The sequence below is a fragment of the Nakamurella sp. UYEF19 genome (assembly GCF_040546275.1).
Lineage (GTDB): Bacteria > Actinomycetota > Actinomycetes > Mycobacteriales > Nakamurellaceae > Nakamurella.
In genome coordinates this window covers 621,691-639,487 of sequence record NZ_JBEPNO010000002.1, presented here as the reverse complement: position 1 = coordinate 639,487, position 17,797 = coordinate 621,691, and the positions used below count along the sequence as shown (strand labels likewise).

Below are 17,797 nucleotides of genomic sequence, written 5' to 3'. Positions count from 1 at the left end.
TCAGGAACTCCGGCAGGATGGCGCTGGCGACGGTAGCGGCGGTGGTCGCGATCGTGGCCGGTCTGCTCCTGTCTCCTGGCGCGACAGCCAGACCGCAGACGGCCGGCAAGGTGGGTGTCTACGCCGCCGATGCCGGCGCCGGTACCGTTCCGCTAGGTGGCACCTTGCCGGGTGAGCCGATCTCCGCTCCCGATCCGGCCGGCGGATCCGTGACCGGTCCCCCGGGCAGGTCCGCGGCCGCGCCCGCCGACGGACCCGACTCGGGCCCGGCTGATGACGCTGGGGGTACGGGACCGATCACCTCCGGTTACGGCGGAGACGAGCCGCCCGTGATCGTCACCGTTCCGGACCTGCCCGCCGGCGCGACGGAGCCGCTGGCCACCTTGTCGTTCGAGCCCGCGCCGGAGGTCACCGTGGCCCCGGCCGAAACTGCCGCGACGACCCCGTCCACCGCGAGCCCCTCCACCTCCGGCCGGGCCTCCGCCGACTCATCGACCGCAGGGCGACCCACCGCGACGCAAGGGCGGCCCACCGCTCAGACCTCCGTGCCGACTGCCGCGGCCCTGACGACGGCGGTCCCGCCGCCGGCCGGCGCCGCCTCTCGGACCACCCCCGCCACCGCTCCCGCCCGCGCCACGCCGTCCCTGCCTCCGACATCGGCGCCGGCCACCAGCCCGTCGACCGTGCCGACCACCACCCGCGTGGTGACCGTGCCGGCCCACTACGCGCACCCGCTCGGGTGGGTCGACGGCGGCAAGGTGGTCAGCCTGACGTTCGATGATGGCCCGTCGCAGTACACCGGGCAGGTGCTGGACGTGCTCGCCCGCTACGGAATCAAGGCGACCTTCTGCCAGATCGGCGAGCAGGTCGGCGACTTCCCGGCGATCGAGAAGCGGATCGCCAAGGAGGGGCACACGGTCTGCAACCACACCTGGAACCACGACGAGGCGCTCCCCAGTCGCAGTGCGCCGGTCATCGACGTGGAGATCACCCGCACCCAGCAGGCGATCCACGCATTCACCGGTCTGACGCCGCGGTACTACCGCGCTCCCGGCGGGAACTGGGGCCGGACGGCGACGCTGAAGGGCGAACTCGCCAAGTACCGGACGATCCCGCTGGCCTGGGCCGACGATTCGCTGGACTGGACCACGCCCGGTGTGACCACCATCGTCAAGAATGTGGTCAGCACCGTCACTCCGGGCGCGATCATCCTGATGCACGACGGCGGCGGCAACCGGACCCAGACCCTCGCCGCGCTACCGAAGATCATCACCGCCCTGCGGGCCGCCGGTTACACGTTCGTCGTACTGCCCCGCAACCCTCCCCTGGGCTGACGGCACCACGCCTGCCCCTCGGGCGACACAAGCTGGGCACCACGGACAGCGACAGCTACATCAGCAGCGGTAGCAGCGAGTGCCGCCGACGGAGCACCGCGCCGAAGCGCGCATCGATTCGCACCCAGGAGTCGGTTGCGCTCACCCGGACCTGCTCGCCTGGGTCGGTGGGCGCAAAACCCATGCCGGACAGTGCGAACAACATCCGAAGCGGCACCGAGACGTTCATCCCGGCGCCGGTCACGTTCAGCACCTCGGAGTCCAACAGCGACGTCGAAGCACCGCCTGCCGGACCCGGGTTGTCCCGCGCCTGGGTGACACCCTGGTCGGCGAGGTCGGCGAGCAGTTGCGCCGGGATGTCGTCGACCCTGATCCAGCCGCCGGGCGGCGGCAGCTGGGACCGCCAGGACGCATCCACGACCGTGCCGGGATCGACCTCCGCCCTGACGGAGACCGCTAGACCGGACAGCAGGTTGCCGGCGTGGACGGTCACGTCCCGCGGCTCGAGCCGGCCGGCGACCGTGCGGGAGACCAGGGCGTCGAACGGGGTGGTCGCGAACATCCGCACCGATTCGCCGTCGGCGCGTAGACGTACCGGTCCGGACGGATCCCACCGTGCGACACGACCCGCGAAGGCCGCTGCGTCGTCACGGTCGACGGTGTCGTGCGGGATGAAGACCGCCATCAGACCGCCAGGTATTCGTTGAGGAAGGCCCGCTCGGCGGCGTCCCAGCGCCGCGGACGCCAGTTCACCGGGTCGACCGGGACCAGCTGGGTGGTCGCCGTGATGGCCACCTGATCCTCGGCGGTGACGATGTAGTCGATCGTGGTGGACACGCTCTTGAGCTCGACGACACCCATCGAGATTGATACCGGCGGGCCGAAGGTGATGGACCGCTTGTAGTGGATGGACAACCGGGACACCACCATCCCGCCGGTCAGCGCCGTCGCGCCGCGGCGCGTGGCCTCGGTGAAGAGCCAGTCGACCCTGGCTTCCTCGAGGAGCGTCAGGGCGCGCGCGTTGTTGACGTGACCGTAGGCGTCAAGGTCGGACCACCGCACCCGTACGTCGGTGGTGTAGCGGGCGCCGCCCGGATGAGTCTTCTGCACGCCCCCATTGTCGCTGGTCTGCGGGGCGATTAATGCCGCCCGATGCCGGGCGATCGGCCCGTTGCACCGAAAAGGTCCGGCCCGATCTCAGCGGATGATCGACCGCACCTCGCTGGCCGCCACCGACAGGGCGGCCAGATCCCCGGCACCGGCCGCCGCGATCTGGGCGAGGGTGGTGCGGGCCCGCGCCAGCCTGGTCGCGCTCTGCCCCTCCCACTGCTCGATCCTGGCTGCGATGTCGCCCGGATCGGTGCCCGTCAGGACGTCGGCCGTGATAAGCCGCATCGATCGGTACAGGTCGTCGCGGAGGGCCTGCCGGGCCAATGCATGCCAGCGGTCGCCGCGCTCGAGCTGGGTGACGGCCGAGAGGATCCGGTCGAAATCCAGATGGGCGGACATGACGAAGTACAGGTCCGCGGTCTCCGCCAGGTCGGCCCCGACCTGGTCCGCCACCTCGACGATGTCCAGCACGCTGAACGTGTAGAGCGAGTACGCGACCCGATTGGCCAGTTCAGCCGGCGCCCCGAGACCCATCAGCCGGGCAGCGTCGGCCCGGACGTTGTCGTGCTCGACTCCCCGCACCAGACGCGGCATCCGCGGCGTGAGCAGGGTGACCGCCCCCGCGAACCGTTCGATCTCGGCCACCACGTCCAGCGGCGCCGGCCGGTGGGTCAGCAGCCAGCGCGTCGACCGGTCGAGCAGGCGCCGCACCTCCAGGTACAGCGTGTCCTGGCACTGCGACGGGATCTTGTTGTCCTGCGCGGCGATGTCGGCCCACAGCTGCGGCAGACCGAACACCTCGGTCGCAACCGCATAGGCGCGGATTGCATCGGTGTAGGAGGCCGACATCTCCTCCTGCAACCGGAACGCATAGGTGATGCCGGCCCCGTTGACGACCTCGTTGACCGTCGTGGTGGTGACGATCTCCCTGGCCAGCGGGTGCTCGTGGATGTCGAGCACCCCCTGGTCGGCCGCCGCACGCAGCGCGTGCGGGAAGTAGTCGGCCAGCCGGGAGGAGAAGGCGGGTTCGTCCGGCAGGCCACCGGCCAGCATGGCCTCGGACAGCGCGGACTTCACGTAGGCGAGCAGCACCGAGAGCTCGGGGGAGGTCAGCGGTTCGCCGGCGGCGATCCGGGTGTTGATCTGCGCATGGCTGGGCAGGAACTCCAGCGCCCGGTCGAGCCGCCCCGCCGCGACCAGCGAGTCGATCAGCCGCGAGTGCACCGACAACATCGCCACCGCATGGTGTCTTGCGACGCCGAGCACCCGGTTCTGCGCGGTGTTGTCGGCCAGCACGAGGTGGCCGACCTCGTCCGTCATCGACGCGAGCAGCTCGTCGCGACCCACTTCGGAAAGCTTGCCATCGGCGATGGCCGGCTGCAGGGCGATCTTGATGTTCACCTCGTGGTCGGAGGTGTCGACCCCGGCCGAGTTGTCGATCGCGTCGGTGTTGATCCGTCCGCCGCTGCGGGCGAACTCGATGCGTCCGAGCTGGGTGACCCCCAGGTTGCCGCCCTCGCCGACGACCTTGGCCCGGAGCTCGGCGCCGTTGACCCTGACCGCGTCGTTGGCCTTGTCGCCGGCCGCGGTGTTGGGTTCGGCCGACGCCTTGACGTAGGTCCCGATGCCGCCGTTCCAGAGCAGATCGACGGGCGCCAGCAGTGCGGCCTTGATCAGCTCGACGGGCGAGAGCGCCCTGACCGCCGGGTCGATGCCCAGAGCGTCCCGCATCTGATCGCCGATCGGGATCGACTTGGCGGTGCGCGGCCAGATTCCGCCGCCGGCCGAGATCAATCCGGTCCCGTAGTCGGCCCACGACGAGCGGGGCTTGTCGAACAGGCGACGACGTTCGGCGAAACTCGTTGCGGCATCAGGGGTCGGGTCGATGAACACGTGCCGGTGATCGAAGGCGGCGACCAGGCGGATGTGCTCGGAGAGCAGCATCCCGTTGCCGAAGACGTCGCCGGACATGTCGCCGATGCCAACACAGGTGAAGCCCTGGGTCTGGGTGTCGACGCCGATCTCCCGGAAGTGGTGCCGGACGGACTCCCAGGCCCCGCGGGCGGTGATGCCCATGGCCTTGTGGTCGTACCCGACGCTGCCGCCGGAGGCGAAGGCGTCCCCGAGCCAGAACCCGTAGTCCGCGGCCACCCCGTTGGCGATGTCGGAGAAGGTGGCGGTGCCCTTGTCCGCGGCCACCACCAGGTACGGGTCGTCACCGTCGTGCCGGACGACCAGCTCCGGCAAAGCGATGGATCCGGCGACCCGGTTGTCGGTCAGGTCCAGCAGCGACGCGATGAAGAGCTTGTAGCAGGCCACGCCTTCGGCCATGAAGGCGTCGCGGTCGGCGACCGGGTCGCCCGTCGGGGCCGGCTGCTGCTTGAGGACGAAACCGCCCTTGGCGCCGACCGGGACGATGACGGCGTTCTTGACCTCCTGCGCCTTGACCAGCCCGAGGATCTCCGTACGGAAATCCTCGGGACGGTCCGACCAGCGCAGACCGCCGCGGGCCACCGCGCCGAACCTAAGGTGGACGCCCTCGAGCCGCGGCGAGTAAACCCAGATCTCATGGGCTGGAACAGGTTTGGGCACGCCGGGCACCAGGTGGGGGTTGAGCTTGAAGGACAATGTCTCCCGCAGGCGGCCCTCCGCATCCGTCCGGTAGGCGTTGGTGCGCTCGGTGGCGGTGATCAGGCTCAGGTAGGTGCGCAGGATCCGGTCGGCATCCAGGCTGGTGACGTCGTCCAACGCCGCGGTGATGGCGGTGGTCAGCTGATCGCAGCGCGAGTCCCGGGTCTCGGCCTGCTGGGCCGGGTCGAAGCGGGCGGTGAACAGCGCGGCGAGATCGGCGGTGATGGTCGGGTTGGCGGCCAGCACCTGCTCGAGATAGCCCTGGGTGTAGGGGGTTCCGATCTGGCGCAGGTAGTGCGCATAGGCCCGCAGTACCGCCGTCAGCCGCCAGCCGAGCCCGGCGACCAGCACCAGCGCGTTGAACCCGTCGACCTCGGCCTGGTGGTTCCACACCGCGATGAACGCCTGGTTGAAACGGTCGCGGACGGCCGGCAGATCGGCCTCGTCCGGCAGCAGCCCCTGCGGGAACCGCAGGCCGAAATCGTAGATGCGGGAGGGTGTTCCGTCGGATCGGCGGACCTGGTAGGGCCGCTCGTCGATGACCTCGGCGCCCAGGCTCTGCAGTACGGGCAGCACCCGGGAGAGGGTGACCGCGCCGCCCGTGACGTAGAGCTTGAGGCGGCGGGTCTCCTCCTGCTGCACCTTGGAGATGGTGAAGCCGAGGCCCAGGTCGTCCGGGCCGGTCAGCGCGTCGAGTTCCCGCAGGTCCCGGACGGCGTCGTCGACCTGGTAGTCCTCCTTGTAGGCCTCGTCGAACGCCTCGGCGTAGCGGGTGAGGGCGGCGGCGGTGTCGAGTTCCTCGTCGCCGCCGACGACCGCGGCGACGAGCCGGTCCTCCCAGGTACGGATGGTCGCCCGCAGTGCCTTGGTCAGGTCCAGTTCGGCGTCGTGGTCCAGCGTGATCGGGTCGGACCGGTCGGTGGTGACGGTGAAATGCACTGCGGCCAGCAGGGAATCGCCGACCCGCGCGGTGTACCGGAGGTGGGTGCCGTGCAGGGTGTCCATCAGGACCTTCTGCATGGCCAGGCGGGAGTCGGTGGTGTACCGGTCGCGCGGCAGGTAGACGAGAACGGAGATGAAGCGCCCGAACGGGTCCGGCTGCAGGTAGGCCCGCAGCCGGCGGCGGCTGGAGAGCTGCAGGACGCCGTTCATGGTGTCCAGCACCAGTTCCGGTGCGGCCCAGAACAACTCGGCCCGTGGGTAGGACGCCAGCAGTTCCATGGCGCGCTGCCCGGTGTACGAGTCGGGTGCGGCGCCGAGCGAGGACAGCACCTGCGTGACGGTCTGCCGGAGCACCGGCGTGGCGGTGATCTCGGCGTTCAACGCGCGCGGCGTCAGGACACCGAGGAACCGGTGCTGCCGGATGATCCGGCCGTCCGGGTCCAGGATGCGGACGGCCACCGAGAACGGTGGCACATCGCGGCTCATCGCCGTTCCGTTGGAGGTCTGGGTCAGCACCAGGTGGCCGGCGTCAGCGTCGGCGTTGATCCACTCCTCGTCGAAGTCGGCGGCCGACGCCAGCCCGTCGCGGAGGATGCCGAGACCCGTTCCGGGGACCGGCCGGATGCCGCCCGACACCGAGCCGTTGTCCGCGCGGGAGGACTCGTCGCAGCGGTAACCGAGGAAGGCGAGATTGCCCGCGGTGAGCCAGTACAGGAAGTCGGCGGCTTCGTTGACCTCCTGCGTGGAACGCGGCGACGGAGCCGAGCGCAGTTCGGCGGCGACGACGGCCGCGGCGCCGATCAGCGCGGCCGAGTCGGTGACCACGGCGCGGACGGACTCCAGCGCGAGGTGCAGCGTGGCTTCGATCGACTCGGCGCGCTCGGCGTCGGAGAGCCGGTCGATGAGGATGTGTACCCACGACTCGCGAATGCAGCCCTGGGGGTCAAGGCCGCGGCGAGACTCCCCAGCCACGTCCAGCAGTGCACCCTGCGGATCGCGACGCACCGCCAGGATGGGGTGCAGGACACGGTGGACGGTGACGCCGGCCGCGGTGATCGCGCTGACGACCGACTCCACCACGTAGGGCATGTCGTCGTTGACGATGTCGATGACCGTCGAGGTGGCCGCCCAGCCGCCAACGGCCTCCAGGGCGGCCGCCGGATTGAAGATCCGGATGGCCGCCGTGCCGGTGGTGCGTTGCTGCGCCACCCGGAGGTGGCTGTCCAGGACTCCGAGCACGTCCTGCGGGTCGCGAGGACGATCCTCCTCGGGGACGTGCGCGTAGTAGGAACGGATCAGTGCCTGCGCCTCCGGGCGGAGGAAACAGGCCTGATCGACCGAACTGATCGCGCCACCCTCGCTGGTGAGCAGTGCCGAGGTGTGGTCCGTCTGAGTCATCGACTTTACTTTCTGCTGTTCTTGGCGCCTTTGCCGAGAGCGAGCCTAGACCCGCCCGTGGATCAGTCGTCGCGCTTGAGCTTGCGGTGGGTGACCCGGTGCGGTCGCGCCGCCTCGGCACCCATGCGCGAGATCTTGTTCTTCTCGTAGTCGGAGAAGTTGCCCTCGAAGAAGAACCACTGGGCCGGGTCGGTGTCGTTGCCCTCCCACGCCAGGATGTGGGTGCACGTTCGGTCCAGGAACCAGCGATCGTGCGAGATCACCACCGCGCAGCCCGGGAAGTTCTCCAGGGCGTTCTCCAGCGAGCTGAGCGTCTCGACGTCGAGGTCGTTGGTCGGTTCGTCGAGCAGGATCAGGTTGCCGCCCTCTTTCAGGGTCAGCGCCAGGTTGAGCCGGTTGCGCTCTCCACCGGACAGCACCCCCGCCGCCTTCTGCTGATCCGGCCCCTTGAAGCCGAACGCGGAAACGTAAGCCCGCGAGGGCATCTCGGTGTGGCCGACCTTGATGTAGTCGTTGCCCTCCGAGACCGTCTCCCAGACGTTCTTCTTCGGGTCGAGCCCGCCGCGGTTCTGATCGACGTAGGACAGCTTGACCGTCTCGCCGACCTTGACGTTCCCGGCGTCGACCTCCTCGAGCCCGACGATGGTCTTGAACAGGGTCGTCTTGCCCACGCCATTCGGGCCGATGACACCGACGATCCCGTTGCGCGGCAACGTGAACGACAGTCCGTCGATCAGCACGCGGTCGCCGAAACCCTTCTTGAGCTTGTCGACCTCCACCACGATGGAGCCCAGCCGGGGACCCATCGGGATCTGGATCTCCTCGAAGTCGAGCTTGCGGGTGCGGTCGGCTTCGGCCGCCATCTCCTCGTAGCGGTCGAGGCGGGCCTTGTTCTTGGCCTGGCGTGCCTTCGCGCCCGAGCGGACCCAGGCGAGCTCCTCGCGGAGCCGCTTGGCCAGCTTGGCGTCCTTGCGCCCCTCGACCGACATTCGGTCGGCCTTCTTCTCCAGGTAGGTGGAGTAGTTGCCCTCGTACGGGATGAGCCGCCCGCGGTCCACCTCGGCAATCCACTGCGCGACGTTGTCCAGGAAGTAGCGATCGTGGGTGACGGCCAGGACGGCGCCTGGGTAGCCGGACAGGAACTGCTCCAGCCAGAGCACGGATTCGGCGTCCAGATGGTTGGTGGGCTCGTCGAGCAGCAGCAGGTCCGGGGCGGACAGCAGCAACTTGCACAGTGCGACCCGGCGGCGCTCGCCACCGGAGAGGATCGTCACGTCTGCATCGCCCGGCGGGCAGCGGAGCGCGTCCATCGCCTGGTCGATCTGGGCCTCGAGGTCCCAGGCGCCGGCGTGGTCGAGTTCCTCCTGGAGCGTCCCCATCTCCTCCAGCAGTTCGTCGGTGTACTCGGTCTCCATCTCGGCGAGCACGGCGTTGTAGCGCGCGACCTTGGCGTTGAGCGGGCCGAAGGCCTCCTGGATGTTCTCCAGGACGTTCTTGGTCTCGTCCAGCACCGGCTCCTGCATCAAGATGCCCACCGAGTAGCCCGGCGTCAGGAAGGCCTCGCCGTTGCTCGGGGTGTCGAGCCCGGCCATGATCTTGAGGATCGTCGACTTACCGGCACCGTTCGGACCGACGACACCGATCTTGGCTCCCGGGTAGAACGACATCGTGACGTCATCGAGGATGACCTTGTCACCCAGGGCCTTGCGGGCCTTCTTCATCGTATAAATGAACTCTGGCAACGACTTTCCCTCTCACAAGCAGCAACGGACGCGTCCCGGGCATGGCCTTGGGGACCGGCGCTGCCCCTGATCGACACCCACGCCGACCACGGACAACAACCCAACCCACAGTCTGCCTCACCGCGCGACCCCACCGGGACGCACGCCCGCTGCTGCCCGACGGGGTCGCTCAGAACGCGGGCTCGAGTTCCGGATCCACCTTCATGCCCAGAACATCCTGGAACGGGTCACCGACCTCGGCCGCTTGCGTCGTACCGGCGACCTGCTGGTGTACCTCGTCGGTCACCGCGGATCCAGCCGGCTCGGTCGGGACGGTCTGCTCCGCCGACCCGGCCGCGTTGCGGACGATCCGCCCAGCGGCCCGGCCCACGTCGATCGCGACGTGGTCGGCCTTGCACTCGGTGAAGTATTCGACCGTGCCGTTGCCGTTGCGGTCGAACTTGCGGGTGCTGAGCCGACCGTCGATCACCACGGGATCGCCCTTGCGAACCAGTTGCAGGACGGAGGAACCCAGTTTGGCCCAGCAGACGACGGTGATGCCGAACTCGTCGCCGTCGATCCAGTCCGCCGCGGACTCGTCGTAACGGCGCTCGGTGGAGACCGCCCGGAACGAGACCCGGTCCCCGTTCGATCCCGAGATACTCGGATTGGTGGCCGCCCGGCCGAACATGCTCAGTACCGCTCCGTCGTTCCTCATCTGCTGCCCACCGCTGCCGAAGTCGTCCGTGTCATGGCTTTTCGTCCCCTTGTCCTCGCGGTCCGGCGGTGCCGGTCCATCGGTTCGTGATGGGGACAACCGTCTCAGCGACGACGTTCGAGGGGTAGCGGGACTTTCACAATGTGGATGGAAGAAGGGTATGGGGACAACTCTGTGATCTATGCAGAGGTCGGCGAGCCCTCGTCCGCCGTGGCTGGCGGCGCTGTCTTCGCCGGTAGGACCGCTGTCGCCCCACGCGGAGCCGACCTCGCGGCCATCCCGGCCAGCATGTTGTTGTAGGCGTCCAGCTCCTCGTCGCCGACGGCGTCCTTGTGCCGATCCGTGCGCTTGTTCTCCCGGTCGTCCGCCTTCGCCCACTGCGCGAGCAGGGCGATCAGCACGATGAGGATCGGCACCTCGGTGGCTCCCCAGGCGATGGCGCCGCCGAGCCGCTGGTCGCTGATCAGGTCACCGACCCACGGCAGCGCCAGCCCGCGGTAGTAGTCGGAGCCCATCAGCGTGTGCGAGTTCATCAGCGCGAGGCCGAAGAAGGCGTGGAACGGGAGGGCCGCGAGCAGCAGGCCCAGCTTGATCATCGGGTTCAGGCGGCGTGGGCCGGGATCGATGCCGATGATCACCCAGTAGTAGAGGTAGCCGACCACCAGGAAGTGGATGCTCATCAGCAGGTGGCCGAAGTGCGAGTCGATCATGATGTCGAACAGCCCGGTGAAGTAGATCGCGTAGAAAGAGCCGATGAACAGCGGCAGCACGACCAGTGGGTGGGTGACGAATTTCGCGACCCGCCCGTGCACCAGGGCCACGATCGCCTCCCGCACACCGGGCGGGTTGGTACGACCGGCCACCGGGAGCGCGCGCAGTGCCAGGGTGACCGGCGCGCCGAGCACGAGCAGGATCGGCGCCATCATGCCGAGCATCATGTGCGAGATCATGTGCAGCGAGAACTGGGTCTGCGAGTACCGCCCGAGACCCGACGAGGTGGCCAGCAGCACGATGAGGCATCCGAGCAGCCATGCCCACGTCCGGCCGGGCGGCCATTTGACGCCGCGCCTGCTGAGGCGGACGACGCCGACCAGGTAGACGCCGGCGGCGATCACCACAGCCGTGCCCAGCAGGTAGTCGAAACGCCAGTCGAACAGCAGCCGCCAGATGGTTGGCGGGCCGGAGAGCGGGAAGCCGAGAGTTTCCTCGATGCCCAGGTTGAGCCCGGTGGGCAGCACACCGGTCGGTGGCGGCGGAGCCGTCCGTCCGAGCGCGGCGGCCACCCCGACGGTGGCGCCCATGATGAGCAGCTCGACGGTGGCCAACCGCACCAGCGGACGCCGCCTGCCCTGAGCGATGGCCGGCAGCGTCCGCTTGCGGTGTGCGTAGCCGATGGCGCCCAGGGTGATCAGGGCGATGGCCTTGACCACGACGAGTCGCCCGTAGGCCGTCGTCCACAGATCGGACAGGTAGGTCAGGCGGATCCAGGCATTGGCGATGCCGGAGATACCGACCGCGATGAAGGCGATCAGTGCGAGGTTGGAGTAGCGCCGCGCGACGGTCGGCAGGTGGGTGACGTTCTGACGGACCATGCCGAGGAACGCGAGCAGCCCGCCGATCCACAGCGAGATGCCGACCAGGTGGAAGATCATCGTGTCGACGGCGACGTCGTGGTCGTTCGAACCCGACGCATGGCCGGAGAGCGCCTGCGGCAGCAGCCCGACGACACCGGCGATCAATACAATCGACGCCCAGCCCGGCCGCAGGATGATGCGGGACAACAGGGCGATCAGCACCGCGATCGCGGCGCAGATCAAGTACCCGCGGACCTGCGGGAACCGCTGGATGCCCTCGCTCAGGATCGTTGCCGGGATCGCCTGACCAACCGACTTGCCATTGAGGTCGGCCATGGTCAGCGGGATCATCGCGAGCGAGACCGCCGTCCAGACCCACGCCGACAGCGACGCAGCCCGCATCGCGCGGTAGCCACCGACATCGAAGATCCCGGACTTCTGGGGCGGCGCCAGGGCCACTGCGGCGATCAGCCATCCGATGGTCAGGGCGGCCGACAGGTCGAACATGCCCTTCATGGCGGCGAGCAACAGCTCGGTGAACTTGTCCGAATCGGGAATCCCCACGACCGAATTACGGGACGGCAGGAACGCGGAGATGACCACCGCCACACTGGCGCCGATGACGACCGTGGCCAGCGCGATCGCTGTCACCCGCCAGCGGTCGCGCGGGCTCGAGGTTCGCTCCACACTCTGCGGTTCCGGTGGCTGCAGCGAGCTGTTCGGCAGGTCAGGGGTCTCGACCGCGGCGCTCGGAGAGTCGTGTTTCACGAGGTCTCCGGCGTCGAGGGACGTCGCATCAGGCACGCTTCGAGGGTACTCAGCATTGCCCGGCCGCCAACCGGGACGAAGGTCCCGGTAGCGCGGATCGCGCCTTGCCCGCGACCCCCCGCGTGTTCGCTACGCTCTACCTCGCAAGCGCTCGTAGCTCAGCTGGATAGAGCAGCGGACTTCTAATCCGCCGGTCGCAGGTTCGAATCCTGCCGGGCGCGCTCTTCGCGGGCCGACGGACCAGGTGGCGAGCTCGTGCTGCCTGACGAGGTCCCGGCTTCCGCGGTCGCCCGGCGCGGGTGGCCCGGATCAACGGTCGCCCTCGTCGTCACCGTGCTCCCGGAAGGCACCTGGAGTCCCGGCCTGGTCAACTCCTACTTCCACGGAGAACGGGTCGCCTACCTGGTGCTCACCGTGCTGGTCGGAATGGTGGCCGTGCTCGGCGCCCTGACCATGGACGACTCCCGCACCGCTGACGAACACCACGAGGAGCAGTCGGCTTGAGCTCTTCACGTGAGAGCCGGTCGCTGAACTACGGATGGCGCCGCGGCCGCTCACCGTAGGGCACGATTCGGGGTGTGACGCAGGGGTCAGGTACTCAGCAGCCGGGCGACGCTGTCGTGGATCCGACGGCGCCTGAACCTGTGCCGGCCGTCGGGCATCGAACCGGAACGATCGCGGTCGTCGGACGGGGAAGGCTCGGTTCCGTCCTGGTCCCGGCCCTTGGCTCGGCCGGGTTCACGGTGAGTGGCCCGCACGGACGCGGCTACGCGGGGCAGGCCGAGGACACGGTCGTGCTGCTCTGCGTCCCCGACGCGGCGATCGCCTCCGCTTCGCGATTGATCACCGAAGGCCCGCTCGTCGGACACTGCTCCGGCGCCACCGCGCTCGCCTCGATCGCGCCCCACCGCGGCATCTCGATCCACCCGGTGATGACCTTCACGGCCGACACCGCACCGACTGGTCTGGTCGGCATCCCGGCCGCCGTCGCCGGGACGGATGCCGCGGCGCTCGACACCGCCCGCGACATTGCCACCGGGCTCGGAATGCGGCCCTTCACCGTCGCCGAGTCGGACCGACCCGCTTATCACGCGGCCACCGCCATCGCGGCCAACTTCCTGGTCACGCTGGAATCGGCAGCCGCAGAGCTCATCCGCACGGTCGGGGTCGATCCCGCAGTGCTCCTCCCGCTTGCGCGCGCAGCCCTGGAAAACTGGGGCCGGCAGGGCGCTGACGCCCTGACCGGGCCGATTGCCCGTGGCGATCAGGCCGTCGTGGATTCGCACCGGCAGGCCGTCGCCGCACGAACTCCCGACCTGCTCCCGATGTTCGACACCCTGGTCGGGGCGACGGAGCGACTGGTCCGATCGCAATCAGAGGTTCAGCCGCAAAACCCGACTCGGTCAGGGCCTGACGAAATACCCTCCAGCGCAGGAACACGCCCGATGCTCGTCGTCAACACCGTCAACGACCTGCGCCGGGCCCTGGCACCGCACCGCACCCGCTCGATCGGCTTCGTCCCCACCATGGGAGCGCTGCACCAGGGCCACCTGGAGTTGCTCCGGCGGGCCAAGCACGACAACGACCTCGTCGTGCTGTCGATCTTCGTGAACCCCGCCCAGTTCAATGATCCGGCCGACCTCGCCGCCTACCCCCGCACCGACGCGGCGGACCGTGCTCATGCCGAAACCGCAGGGGTGGACGTCTATTTCGCGCCGACCGCCGACGTGATCTACCCGCCCGCATTCACCGCAACGGTCGCCTTGGCCGGACCGATCGTCGAGACCTTCGAGGGAGCGCACCGCGGCTCGGGCCACTTCCACGGGGTGACGACGGTGGTCACCAAACTGCTCCTGATGATCCGGCCCGATCGGGCCTACTTCGGCCAGAAGGACGCCCAGCAGCTGCGTGTCGTCGAGGCGCTGGTCGCGGATCTCGACATCGAGGTCGAGATCGTTGCGGTACCGACGGTTCGGGAGCCGGACGGGCTGGCCATGTCAAGCCGCAATGTGCGGCTGACGCCCGAGAACCGTTCGAGGGCGCTGGGTCTGCACCAGGCTCTGAGTGCCGGCCGCGCCTCCTACGAACTCGGCGAGACCGCCGAATCCATCGTCGCCACGGCGAAAAGGATCCTAGACGAGTACTCCATCACCCCGGAGTATCTGGCCGTTGTGAATGAGGACGATTTTTGCGAGGCGGTCGGTACACCGTCCGGCCGGGCAGTCCTCATCGTCGCTGCGCTGTTCGGCAACACCCGGCTCATCGACAACATCGTGTTGCAGTAACGAATCGTGCGCCAGCAGCACATCCCATTCACGAAGGAGGTCCCCCGGAACATGTCCACCAAACCGGCGCCGGCTAGCGCGCAGACCAGTGCGCGACCGGTCGTGACCATCCCGCATCTGCTGTCGCTCATGCACTCTCGCGTGCCGATCGTGATGGTCACCGCCTACGACCATCCGAGCGCGAGGGCCGCCGAGGCCGCGGGCGTCGACATCGTGCTGGTCGGCGACTCCGGGGCGATGACGGTGCTGGGATACCCGAGCACCGTCGCGGTCAGCATCGAAGAGATGCTGATGCTGACCGCGGCGACCAGACGCGGGACCACCACTGCCCTACTCGTGGCCGATCTGCCGTTCGGGTCCTACGAGGTGAGCGACCAGCAGGCTGTGGCCACCGCGGTCCGCTTCGTCAAGGAGGCCGGAGCAGACGCCGTCAAGCTCGAAGGCGGCGGATCGATGTCCGTGCAGCGAGCGGCAGCGGTGGTCGCCGCCGGCGTGCCGGTGATGGGGCACGTCGGCCTGACTCCCCAGACCGCAACGGCTCTCGGCGGCTACAAGGCGCAGGGCCGCAGCGCCGACTCGGCGGGCTCCATCGCCCGAGGGGCCCTTGCTCTGCAGGAAGCCGGGTGCTTCAGCGTAGTCTTCGAGGCCTTGCCGAATGCAGTCACCTCGGTGCTGATGCCGCACCTGTCCATCCCCGTGATCGGTATCGGTGCCGGCCCGGACACCGACGGACAGGTGCTGGTGTTCCACGACCTGCTCGGCATCAGGGCCGGACAGGGCGCACGTTTCGTCAAGCGCTACGCGGATCTACAGGACGCGATGGATGCCGGAGTCGCCGCCTACGCGGCGGATGTCAGGTCCGGCACCTATCCGGCCGCCGAACATGGCTACTCAATCGATCCCGCTGAATTGTCGCGATTCATGGAGACCTTCCTGGAATAGGCGCGTGCCCGTCACCCCCTTCCGAAGCTCGACGTCGTTGGCCCACTCCCGACGACCAGCCGTGGGCATCGCTCCCCTTCATGTGGTCGAGCAAATGTCCCGCATCGATGAATGGTTCACTACCCCGCGCTGCTGAAAACTGCGGTGATGTCGGCGTTCTGGAGGGTGAGGGCCGTTGGGCTGACGGTGACGGTGAGGGCACCGACCAGTCCGGTCAGGACGTCGCCGCCGGCCACGTCACGAGAATCGACGATCGCGTAGCAGGACATGACGACGCTGACCTGGTCGGTGAACTCGATGCCCTGGGTGATCGGATGCCATCGGCCGGTCCAGTAGAAGCAGCCCCAACCGTCCATGCTGCTGGTGCCGTCGGCGTAGAGCTCCAGTTTGGCTACTTTGTCGGGCGCCAGCGCCACGTTCTGGCCCGATCGGCTGGCCGAGAACAGGTGCCAGTCGGGACTGGTCAGAGCTGCCACCTGCGGGTCGACCTGCGTCCCCACCCGCGGCCCAGGGTTGGTGGCAACCCATCCGACGGTTTTCAGCTTCATCGTCGTGGTGCTGCGCCGCAGCACGAGGCTATTCGGGGTGGCGGTAAATTCCATCGGACCGTCCAGGTTGAGCAATGCCGCGCGGGGTGCGGTGGAATTCATGCCGAGAGCGCAGGGGTGATCCAGCGTGTGCTGCCCGGTGAAGACCAGATCGGTCCCGCTCTGCTGCCACAGACCCTGGCGCGTGAAGCAGAAGCCGGTGGCCACACTCTTGCCGTCGGCTTACAGATACAGCGACTCCATTTCCTCCGGTCTGCCGCCGTGGTCGGGCGTGCCCGACACGGTGGCCGAGGTCAACTCCCAACTGGTCCCGCCCACGATCGATGCCGGCGGCGACGCAGCGGAGTCGCCGCCGAACGTGCGTGAACCACGGCAATCGCACCTGCCACCACCGCAACGACCAGGGTGGAGGCGGCGATCGCAAGCCGCCGTCGGAGGAAGACATCGTCATTGGCACGGCCTCGAGTTGGCCGGGTCCCGAGCCTGACCCACTCGCGGACCGCGGCCAGTTGCGCCTCGACGAACTCGTCGAACTCCACCCTGGCCTCCTTCGCGCGCTCGTCTGTCGACCTTCAATGACACGAACCGTGCCTCTTGTTGCAAGGTCGCCGTCCGCAGCTGCAGCGCCCGCCGCGCGTTCCCATTCCTGGACGGGCGGGGTCAAGACATCCGTTGCACGCGCGAGGCAAGTCCGGTGCGGACAGGTTCGCGCGGGAAGGAAAGATCCACCGCTGAACGCGGTAGCAGGCCCATGCGATGAGCGCGCCGACCAGCCAGCCTGCCAGCACATCGCTGGGCCAGTGCGCACCCAGATACACGAGGCACGCGCCGATCAGGAGGACGGCGGCGCCCAGGATGGCGGCGCCTACGCGCCTCGCATTCTGCGTCGGCCACGCAGTGACCAAGAACAGCGCCAGCGCCGCGGATGCGGTCAACGCGCCGTCCGTCGACGGCATGGAATACCCGACGGCCTCAACAATGGCCAGCCCGACAGGCGGGCGTGGACGACCGATCAGCATCTTCAGCAATCCCGTCAGAACCACCGAAGCGACCGCTGCCGATCCGACGACGAAGACAACGCCCCACCTGCGCCGAATCGCCAACAGGACCGCGGCCAGCAGAAGCAGGCCACCGATCACGCGCCGGTTCCCGCTCGCCGAAAACAGCAGGTTGGACACCCTCGTCGCCCAGAGCGTTCGGTGTTCGGCCACCCACGTCATCAGATCCACATCGGGTGCGAACATCAGCAGACCCTACCGAGGGTGCCGTCCTGCACGCTGAACCTCGTTGCTACCCCCCGATTGGAGGTGGTCTCGGCTCCCCACAGCCCCGCCGAGCTGCAGCGAACGCGCTTGCGCCTGATCGGTGTGATGGTCGAGTTGGGCATCACCGCGATCGGCCACGACGGGGACGGAGGAGGCTTCACCGTGCATTTCGCCAGCGCGGCGAGCGGCGAGCGGGCGCCCGCATCCCTTGCCGAATACGAGGACCGACTCGAGGCTGCCGTGGGCGGCCAAGGCGTCCAGGGCTATTCCGCTCACCAATCAGAATTTTTGGCCCTGTACTCGCCGCCCGGGTCTCCAATGGTCCGCATCAGCGATGAAGTCAGGCGGCCAACCACATTTCCGGAGAGCTGATCCGAGCCACGGCCACCCCGCGAACCTCGTGGACCCGCTCGTGATGTGGCTCCAGGTTGCTCTGCATCGCCGAATCGGTGCCTGGCAAACCAAACCGCCCTGCCGGGTGATCAACTCCCCGGATTCCGGACCGATCTACTCACCCGGAGCAAGGTGGCGCGACACTTTCGGGTATGCGCCATTATTTCC

13 protein-coding genes and 1 tRNA gene are annotated in these 17,797 nt (G+C 68.4%); 6 read left to right on the top strand and 8 right to left on the bottom strand.

The annotated features are described in order from the left end of the window. Positions 1 to 17 precede the first annotated feature (17 nt). Positions 18 to 1,334, top strand: coding sequence for a polysaccharide deacetylase family protein (locus ABIB25_RS06110; protein WP_354527515.1), 1,317 nt, complete (start codon positions 18 to 20; stop codon positions 1,332 to 1,334). Positions 1,335 to 1,389: 55 nt separating this feature from the next. On the opposite strand, the gene ABIB25_RS06105 is transcribed toward ABIB25_RS06110, so the two are convergent. The 6 genes from ABIB25_RS06105 to ABIB25_RS06080 all read right to left on the bottom strand — a co-directional run bounded on the left by ABIB25_RS06105 (position 1,390) and on the right by ABIB25_RS06080 (position 12,232). Continuing rightward, positions 1,390 to 2,019 carry a DUF8185 domain-containing protein gene (locus ABIB25_RS06105; protein ID WP_354527514.1) on the bottom strand — a complete coding sequence of 210 codons (630 nt, stop codon included), beginning with the start codon at positions 2,017 to 2,019 and terminating at the stop codon, positions 1,390 to 1,392. Beyond that, positions 2,019 to 2,444, bottom strand: coding sequence for an acyl-CoA thioesterase (locus ABIB25_RS06100; protein ID WP_354527513.1), 426 nt, complete (start codon positions 2,442 to 2,444; stop codon positions 2,019 to 2,021). The genes ABIB25_RS06105 and ABIB25_RS06100 overlap by 1 nt, the downstream gene beginning before the upstream one ends. An 87-nt stretch (positions 2,445 to 2,531) precedes the next feature. After that, positions 2,532 to 7,415 carry an NAD-glutamate dehydrogenase gene (locus ABIB25_RS06095; RefSeq protein WP_354527512.1) on the bottom strand — a complete coding sequence of 1,628 codons (4,884 nt, stop codon included), beginning with the start codon at positions 7,413 to 7,415 and terminating at the stop codon, positions 2,532 to 2,534. 62 nt (positions 7,416 to 7,477) lie between these two features. Then, complete coding sequence (ettA, locus tag ABIB25_RS06090) at positions 7,478 to 9,157, bottom strand: energy-dependent translational throttle protein EttA (protein ID WP_354527511.1); 1,680 nt, start codon at positions 9,155 to 9,157, stop codon at positions 7,478 to 7,480. Between the two features lie 169 nt (positions 9,158 to 9,326). Continuing rightward, positions 9,327 to 9,854 carry a single-stranded DNA-binding protein gene (locus ABIB25_RS06085; RefSeq protein ID WP_354527510.1) on the bottom strand — a complete coding sequence of 176 codons (528 nt, stop codon included), beginning with the start codon at positions 9,852 to 9,854 and terminating at the stop codon, positions 9,327 to 9,329. 179 nt (positions 9,855 to 10,033) lie between these two features. Further along, positions 10,034 to 12,232 carry a bifunctional copper resistance protein CopD/cytochrome c oxidase assembly protein gene (locus ABIB25_RS06080; RefSeq protein ID WP_354527509.1) on the bottom strand — a complete coding sequence of 733 codons (2,199 nt, stop codon included), beginning with the start codon at positions 12,230 to 12,232 and terminating at the stop codon, positions 10,034 to 10,036. A 111-nt stretch (positions 12,233 to 12,343) separates the two neighbouring features. Between ABIB25_RS06080 and ABIB25_RS06075 the strand changes: the two genes are divergently transcribed. The 4 genes from ABIB25_RS06075 (at position 12,344) to panB (ending at position 15,423) form a co-directional block, all read left to right on the top strand. Further along, positions 12,344 to 12,417: transfer RNA gene (locus ABIB25_RS06075), tRNA-Arg, on the top strand. A 34-nt stretch (positions 12,418 to 12,451) separates the two neighbouring features. Continuing rightward, the gene (locus ABIB25_RS06070; protein WP_354527508.1) at positions 12,452 to 12,700 is read left to right on the top strand and encodes a hypothetical protein; all 249 of its coding nucleotides are present in this window, start codon (positions 12,452 to 12,454) and stop codon (positions 12,698 to 12,700) included. 74 nt (positions 12,701 to 12,774) lie between these two features. Continuing rightward, on the top strand, positions 12,775 to 14,481 hold the full coding sequence (panC, locus tag ABIB25_RS06065; protein ID WP_354527507.1) for a pantoate--beta-alanine ligase: 1,707 nt from the start codon (positions 12,775 to 12,777) through the stop codon (positions 14,479 to 14,481). Between the two features lie 51 nt (positions 14,482 to 14,532). Then, complete coding sequence (gene panB, locus ABIB25_RS06060) at positions 14,533 to 15,423, top strand: 3-methyl-2-oxobutanoate hydroxymethyltransferase (protein ID WP_354527506.1); 891 nt, start codon at positions 14,533 to 14,535, stop codon at positions 15,421 to 15,423. A gap of 119 nt (positions 15,424 to 15,542) precedes the next feature. On the opposite strand, the gene ABIB25_RS06055 is transcribed toward panB, so the two are convergent. After that, positions 15,543 to 16,178, bottom strand: a complete 636-nt coding sequence (locus ABIB25_RS06055) for a hypothetical protein (RefSeq protein WP_354527505.1) — start codon at positions 16,176 to 16,178, stop codon at positions 15,543 to 15,545. Positions 16,179 to 16,543: 365 nt separating this feature from the next. Then, complete coding sequence (locus ABIB25_RS06050; RefSeq protein ID WP_354527504.1) at positions 16,544 to 17,191, bottom strand: phosphatase PAP2 family protein; 648 nt, start codon at positions 17,189 to 17,191, stop codon at positions 16,544 to 16,546. A 132-nt stretch (positions 17,192 to 17,323) separates the two neighbouring features. On the opposite strand from ABIB25_RS06050, the gene ABIB25_RS06045 reads away from it, so the two are divergent. Then, entirely contained in the window at positions 17,324 to 17,608 is a 285-nt protein-coding gene (locus ABIB25_RS06045) for a hypothetical protein (RefSeq protein ID WP_354527503.1), read from the top strand. Positions 17,609 to 17,797: the final 189 nt, after the last annotated feature.